The sequence below is a fragment of the uncultured Phenylobacterium sp. genome (assembly GCF_902826855.1).
GTDB lineage: Bacteria > Pseudomonadota > Alphaproteobacteria > Caulobacterales > Caulobacteraceae > Phenylobacterium.
Genome location: NZ_CADEGK010000011.1, coordinates 40,073 through 46,553, shown reverse-complemented (window position 1 = coordinate 46,553; position 6,481 = coordinate 40,073). Strand labels below are relative to the sequence as shown.

The following is a 6,481-nucleotide window of genomic DNA, read 5'->3' as shown; positions in this document are numbered from 1 at the left end:
CCAGCCGGTCGACGAGCCCGAGGGCGCTGTGGTTCTTGATGAGGAGCGCGCGGGCCAGCTCGCCGACGGAGATGGCGCCCGGTCCCGGATGCGCCCGGACGGCGAGGAGGGCCTGGTGCTGCTGCGGCGTGAGCCCAAGCGTGCGGGCGCCGGACTCGCTGAAGGCCAGGAAGCGCCGCAACGCCTGGCGAAAGGCGCCGAGCGCCTGATAGTCGCCGGGAGAAAGCCTGCGCCGTGCGCGGCGCTGAGGGGCGGGGGCGGGGTACGCGGACACGGTCATCTGGGGCGAAAATGGGGGGAAGCTCATAGTCAGCGGGAATCCCAGGCGAAGCCAGCGCTAACTGCTTCGGGCCGATCGCGCGCCAGGGCTCGCGTCCGGCTCCTTCGACCTCGGAAAGCTGTTCAAGCGGACGCGAGCTCTCGCTACAGTCAAGCTTCTTGCATCGCATAGCGATATTGCGCATCGTCGACGTACGCTGCCGCGGCTGAGACGGCAGATATCTGAGGGGAAAGGCGATGAGTGCAACGGTCCCGTCCGGTCCGACCGAGGACGCCGGGGACGCGGGGGCGCGATCCTACCGCCTCGTCGAGCGCGGCGCCGGCGTAGAGGCGTCTGAGGTTTTCCGCGCACCGGACGATGCCGTCGCCCTGGCGCGCGCCCAGGAAGTCGCGCAGGCCGAGGTCGTCGAACTTTGGCGCGACACCGTCATGCTCGGCCGCTGGCAGGGCGGCTCGGCTTGTGAGGGATTTGAGGTCCTCCGACGGCGGAGCGCCGGGTAGCCTGTTCCCACAATCAGAACGCCGGCAGGATGGTCCAGTGGTCGTCGCCAGGGTCCCGCCGTAGGCGTTCGCTGGCCCGGCGAATGCGCCGGTCGAGCTCGTCAGGACGGGACGGGACCGTTGGCGGCTCCGCCACGGCGCGGGCATGATCCTCCAATTCCGCGGCCAGCTTGCGACGCCGGTCAAGGTCGGCCAGGCGCTCCACGCCGTTCTCAAGGTGCCACTCGGCCGCGTCGAGGGCGTCTTCCAGCGGTTGGCCACCGTGAAGTCCTTCGGCGGGTTCGTCCCGGTACTCCCAGCCGGCGTGACCCGCCTGGGCCGCCACCAGCTGGTCCTCAACGAAAGCCCAGTCGACGAGCTGGTCCCACCATGCCTCTAGGAAGGCCCTCCGGTTGTTGCGGTGGTCGAGGTAGTAGGCATGCTGCCAGACGTCGCAGACCAGTAGCGGGCGGGCGTGCGACTCGGCCAGGGACTCGCCGTCGTGAGTGGTGATCACGCGGACGCCTGCGTGTCGGCCGCGAGCCATACCCAGCCCGAGCCGAAGTGGTCGACGCCGGCGTCGATCATGGCGTCGCGTGCGGCGTCCACATCGCCGAAGCCGCGGACCAGGGCCTCGCGGAGCCGCTCACTCGGATGGGCCGGGGTGTCGGTGAGGCCACGGAAGAAGAAGCCGTGATTCCAGGCCTGGCCCGCGTTCTCGAGCAGGGGACCGGCCGTCTGACTGCGAGCATCGCGCAGGATGGCCTCGAGGGGCGCTCTTTCCAAGCCGCCTCCAACCACCAGCTGGTTCACGACCTCCACATAGCGGGCGTGGTGTTTGTTGTGATGGCGTGCGCAGCGCGTCCTCGGAGATCACGGGGGCAAGGGCGTCATAGGCGTAGCGAACTCGTGGCAGCCGGATCATCCACCGTGTCCTTCTAGCGTCGCGGCGCTAGCTCTGCGCCGCCGCATACAACGCGCCATCCGGCTTCAAGTTTGATCGCCTCACGATCTTTTCACACTGCACGATGCATCTTGATGACAACCTTCGTCGGGGGCTCGCCGTGGACTGCGCGCGGTCGCGCCCGTCGCTGAGAAGGAGAATCCGCCGTGGGGAGAGGCGAACCATGCAATCCAGGGAAACCGCCATCCGGACTGCGGAGCTGGCGCAGGACCGGCGGAGGTGACTCTGGCCCCCGAAGCGTGCCGGCGGCGCCGAGAGGCCCTGGGCCTGTCGATCTACCAGCTGTCGCGCTTGGCGGGCCTGGAGGAGCGCACCGTGGTCCGGTTCGAGTCCGCCCTCGTTCGACCGCGGCCGGTGACCATCGTGGCGCTGCGTAAGGCCCTGTCCAGGGCGGAGCGCGAACGCGCTGCGCCGGACCTGGGTCGAGACCCTGCGACCTGCGACACGTTCGGCGAATCCGATCTCCGGAACAGGCGCTAGCGGGACGCGTTGGCCACGCGATGGATTTCGCCGACCTAGACAGCCTGGTGCTGTTCGCCATCGGGCGGACGCCGGTCACCGTGGGCGGCGTGGCGGCGGGCTTGCTGATTATCCTGGGCGGCTCCCTGGCCGGCAAGCTGGCGGGCCTGGCGATCGGCCGGCTCAGGCGGCGCGCGCGCTACGGCGCTACCGCCCTTTATATCGTCCAGAAGCTGGTCACCTACGGCCTAGTCATCGTCGCCGTCGTCGCGGGCCTTTCCACAATCGGTCTCAACCTGTCCTCGCTGGCCGTGTTCGCCGGAGCCATCGGCGTGGGCGTCGGGCTGGGTCTGCAGGGCATCGTCAAGGAGTTCGTGTCCGGTCTGGTGCTGATCTTCGACCGGGTCCTGAACGTCGGGGACTACGTCGAGCTGGAGGATGGCAAGCGCGGCCTCGTGCAGGAGGTGGGGCCGCGGGCCGTGCGGATACGCACCAACGACAATGTCGAGCTGATCGTGCCGAACTCCAAGTTCATCGAAGGACCGGTCGTCAACTGGACCCTGCATGGACGCTCGAGGCGCATCCATGTCCCGTTCAATGTGGCTTACGGGAGCGATCGCGAGAAGGTCCGCGACGCTGTGCTGGCGGCAGCGCGAAGCGTTCCGTTCACCCTGCCTGAGACCGACGCGTATAAGAGCCAAGTCTGGCTGGTGGGCTTCGGCGAGTCGGGGCTGAAGTTCGAGCTGCTTGTCTGGCCCACGCTCGAGGCGGTTAAGCGCCCGGCCGCCATGCACGCGGCGTACACTTGGGCGATCGCGGACGCGCTGGAGAGCGCGGGCGTTGAGGTGCCGTTCCCGCAGATGGACGTGCGACTGCGCAGCCTGTTCGGACGAGAGGGAGACGGCGCCTTGAGCGCTCTGGGGCTGAACGTTTCGCCGGAAGCGGAGGCTCCGCCGCCCCCAACCCCGCTATCGACCAACGATGCGGCGGAGGACGTCTCACGGCCGCTTCCAGCTCAGGAACCGGTGGAATGAGGCCAACCCTGCCCGGCGGGGGCGCGCCGGCAAAGACGCGCGGTGCGAGCGCCCGGTAGGCCTGCGGCCGCCGTGCCGCTATAGGAGCCGGATGATCGAACTCCCGACGCTCGAAGCCTACCTCGCCGCTCAAGCCGACCATGCGCCGACGGCCGAGACGCTACTCCACATTGCCCGAGCCTGCGGAGAGATCAGCCGGGCCGTGCAGCTTGGCGCCGTCGGCGATCACCTGGGCGTCGCAGGCGTTACGAACGTCCAGGATGAGGAGCAAAAGAAGCTCGACGTGCTCGCCGACGACATCCTGGGACGCGCGCTGGGCGCCTGCGAGTGCGTAGCGGGCTATGCGTCGGAAGAGCGCGAGCACGCTCACCTCACCGGCCGGTCCGGCGGGGTGCTGGTGCTGTTCGATCCGCTGGATGGCTCCAGCAACATCGACGTGAACGTCTCCATCGGCACCATCTTCTCGATCTTGCCAGCGCCCGAAAACGAAACGCCGACGACGGAGAGCTTCCTCCTACCTGGGCGCCACCAGCTCGCTGCCGGCTATGCGGTGTACGGGCCTCAGACGGTGCTGGTGCTTACGGTTTCGGCGGAGGTGGTGGCGTTCACGCAGGATGCGGCAGGCATCTGGAGGCTCACCCATGACCGTCTCGCCGTCCCGGCCGAGACCGGCGAGTTCGCGATCAACATGTCCAACGAGCGCCACTGGGCGGAACCGATCCGGCAGTACATCGCCGGGTGCCTGCAGGGTCGCGACGGTGTGCGCGGCAAGGACTTCAACATGCGCTGGGTCGGGTCGATGGTCGCCGACGTCCACCGCATCATGATGCGGGGCGGCATCTTCCTCTATCCCTGGGACGCCCGTGACCCCTCCCGACCGGGCAAGTTGCGACTTCTGTATGAGGCAGCCCCCATGGCGCTGTTGATCGAGCGGGCTGGTGGGGTGGCCATCGACGGGGAGCGGCCGCTTCTGGACGTCACACCGACGAGCCTGCACCAACGCGTCGGTGTGGTGCTCGGCTCCGCAGCCGAGGTCGGTCACCTGGCGGCATAGTCGCGAGTGCAGAGGTAGAGGCGGGCCCCTCCGTGGGCAGGTGAACCTGTGACGCCGTCGGGCATTGGAATTCCAGACATCCCATGGAAGCAACCGAAAGGAGTCCCAGATGTCCCGGACAGTCTTCCTCACCCTTCTCGGAAGCGTCGCCGCCCTGTCACTGAGCGCCTGCGCAAGCGGGGGCTACTACGGCGGCCACGACCGCTATGACCGCTACGACGGCAGCCGCTACGACCGCGACGACAATCCGCCCGGCCCCGTAGGCGGCCGCGGCACCAACTGGGAAAATCCCCCCGGCCCGCGCGGAGGCCCAGGCGCGTCTCCCGACCGGCCCTTCTAGGCCCTGCGCACCGCCGGTTCAGGGACCGCAGCGGGCGCCGCACTCGAGGGTCTTCGTCCTATCAGCCAGCGCCGGCGTCATTCGCTCGCGCGCCGATGACGGTCGCGAAGCCCAGCAGGGAGGCGCCGCCAGGGTATTGCCACCTGCAGAATCCTAGCGACTTCACCAGCAGGGGCAGGCCCCGCCCGATCACGGCGACGAGCGGATCCCCGCGCCCAGAGCGCGCCGCCGGCCACGACCAGGCCCACGACCATGGCCCGCCACCCGGCGCTCGAAGGCGGCGGGCGCTCGGGCGAAGACCTATGAGTGTGGCGTGGAATGGCGCATTGGGCTGTAAGATCGGTTCACACGAACCGATCCAACCGATTTGAAGCCACACGCAAAGTGCAGAAGTATCAAGCCCATAGATTGTCCGTGGCCCCGATGATGGACTGGACCGACCGACATTGCCGGGTCCTGCATCGGATGCTCACGCGCCGGGCGCTGCTCTATACCGAGATGCTCACCACCGGCGCCGTGCTGCATGGTGACCGGGCGCGGTTGCTGGCGTTCAGTCCGCAGGAACACCCGGTGGCATTGCAGCTTGGCGGCTCCGACGCGGCCGACCTCGTTGCGGCCGCGCGGATCGGCGAGGCCGAGGGCTATGACGAGATCAATCTCAACGTCGGCTGCCCGTCCGACCGCGTGCAGTCGGGGCGGTTCGGCGCCTGCCTGATGCAGGAGCCACAGCTGGTGGCCGACTGCATGGCGGCCATGGGCGCGGCGGTGAAGGTCCCGGTGACGGTGAAGTGCCGCATCGGGGTGGACGACCAGGATCCGGAGGAGAGCCTGTTCCGGCTGGTGGATCTGTGCGCCGCCGCGGGCGTGAAGCTGTTCGTCGTCCATGCCCGAAAGGCGATCCTCAAGGGCCTGTCGCCCAAGGAGAACCGCGACGTGCCGCCGCTGAACTATCCGCTGGTCCGGCGGCTGAAGCGCGAGCGGCCGGATCTGACCATCGTCATCAACGGCGGCATTGGCTCGCTGGACGAGGCGCAGGACCACCTGGCGCACGTCGACGGGGTGATGCTGGGCCGCGCAGCCTATCACACGCCGGGCATCCTGGGGGCGGTCGATGCGCGGGTTTTTGGCGAGGCGCGGGTGGTCAGCGCGGTCGAGGCGGTGGAGGCCTATCGCGAGTACATCGCCGCGGAGCTGGCCCGTGGGACCCACCTGGCGGCGATGACGCGGCACATGCTGGGCCTGTTCCACGGTGCGCCTGGCGCCAGGACGTGGCGGCGCATCCTGACCGTCGAGGGCGTCCGGCCGGGCGCTGGCCTGGCGGTGGTCGACCGGGCGCTGGCCGCCCTGTCAGGGGTGGAGGCGCAGCGTGTCGCGCGTGGCCTCGAAGCGGGTGAGGCGGCCTAGGTAGCTCATCCCCAGCAGCGATACGTCGAGGCCTTCGGAGACCACCAGGGCCTGCACGTTCTCCACCCTGGCGCCGTTCACCGACACCGAGGTCAGGGTGACGGCCGCCGCATGGCTGCCGCCGTTGGCGGTTGCGACGTTGTAGCCGTACTTGAGGTCGATGGGCTTGAAGCCCAGGCGCTCGGCGTCCTTGGGGGTCAGGGCCACGGCCGTCGCGCCCGTGTCGACGAGGAAGCGCACGGGCTGGCCATTGACCTGGGCATCGGCCCAGAAATGCCCGTCGGCGGCCTTGGCCACCGCGCCGGATCCGGGCGCAGGCGCGTGGCTCGCGAACCCTTCCGCCGCCAGACGCGCCATGCGCAGCGGCTGCGGGGAGATCGCGCTCACCGCGCAGGCGCTTGCGAGCGCCGACAGGCCCGCCACAAGGGCGAGTTTGCCGAAAGAAGACACCTCATCACCTAGGAAAG

The 6,481-nt window shown here is 68.9% G+C and carries 7 protein-coding genes and 2 pseudogenes; 6 read left to right on the top strand and 3 right to left on the bottom strand.

The features are described from left to right. On the bottom strand, positions 1–280 hold a 280-nt coding region (locus QZV94_RS03285), incomplete at its 3' end, for a helix-turn-helix domain-containing protein (RefSeq protein ID WP_293676373.1). Between the two features lie 236 nt (positions 281–516). Here QZV94_RS03285 and QZV94_RS03280 point away from each other — a divergent pair. Then, the gene (locus tag QZV94_RS03280; RefSeq protein WP_293676372.1) at positions 517–780 is read left to right on the top strand and encodes a hypothetical protein; all 264 of its coding nucleotides are present in this window, start codon (positions 517–519) and stop codon (positions 778–780) included. 13 nt (positions 781–793) lie between these two features. Here the strand turns inward: QZV94_RS03280 and QZV94_RS03275 are convergent. Next, positions 794–1,599 (bottom strand): annotated as a pseudogene (locus QZV94_RS03275) (superoxide dismutase); the annotation flags it as partial. Positions 1,600–1,942: 343 nt separating this feature from the next. On the opposite strand from QZV94_RS03275, the gene QZV94_RS03270 reads away from it, so the two are divergent. The 5 genes and pseudogenes from QZV94_RS03270 to dusA all read left to right on the top strand — a co-directional run bounded on the left by QZV94_RS03270 (position 1,943) and on the right by dusA (position 6,014). Beyond that, positions 1,943–2,203: a helix-turn-helix domain-containing protein gene (locus tag QZV94_RS03270; protein ID WP_293676371.1), complete on the top strand. Its 261-nt coding sequence runs from the start codon at positions 1,943–1,945 to the stop codon at positions 2,201–2,203. A gap of 20 nt (positions 2,204–2,223) precedes the next feature. Beyond that, positions 2,224–3,216: a mechanosensitive ion channel domain-containing protein gene (locus QZV94_RS03265; RefSeq protein WP_293676370.1), complete on the top strand. Its 993-nt coding sequence runs from the start codon at positions 2,224–2,226 to the stop codon at positions 3,214–3,216. Between the two features lie 91 nt (positions 3,217–3,307). Continuing rightward, positions 3,308–4,270: a class 1 fructose-bisphosphatase gene (locus QZV94_RS03260; RefSeq protein ID WP_293676369.1), complete on the top strand. Its 963-nt coding sequence runs from the start codon at positions 3,308–3,310 to the stop codon at positions 4,268–4,270. 229 nt (positions 4,271–4,499) lie between these two features. Beyond that, positions 4,500–4,610: pseudogene (locus tag QZV94_RS03255) on the top strand (hypothetical protein); the annotation flags it as partial. A 384-nt stretch (positions 4,611–4,994) separates the two neighbouring features. Next, entirely contained in the window at positions 4,995–6,014 is a 1,020-nt protein-coding gene (gene dusA / locus QZV94_RS03250; RefSeq protein ID WP_293676368.1) for a tRNA dihydrouridine(20/20a) synthase DusA, read from the top strand. On the opposite strand, the gene QZV94_RS03245 is transcribed toward dusA, so the two are convergent. Beyond that, positions 5,958–6,464: a TIGR02281 family clan AA aspartic protease gene (locus QZV94_RS03245; protein WP_293676367.1), complete on the bottom strand. Its 507-nt coding sequence runs from the start codon at positions 6,462–6,464 to the stop codon at positions 5,958–5,960. The two genes, dusA and QZV94_RS03245, sit on opposite strands and share 57 nt — an antisense overlap. Between the last annotated feature and the right edge of the window lie 17 nt (positions 6,465–6,481).

Bases quoted from the DNA above. Each gene is read 5' to 3' on its own strand.
- QZV94_RS03280 (WP_293676372.1), top strand. From the start codon at position 517: ATGAGTGCAACGGTCCCGTCCGGTCCGACCGAGGACGCCGGGGACGCG.
- QZV94_RS03260 (WP_293676369.1), top strand. From the start codon at position 3,308: ATGATCGAACTCCCGACGCTCGAAGCCTACCTCGCCGCTCAAGCCGAC.
- QZV94_RS03265 (WP_293676370.1), top strand. From the start codon at position 2,224: ATGGATTTCGCCGACCTAGACAGCCTGGTGCTGTTCGCCATCGGGCGG.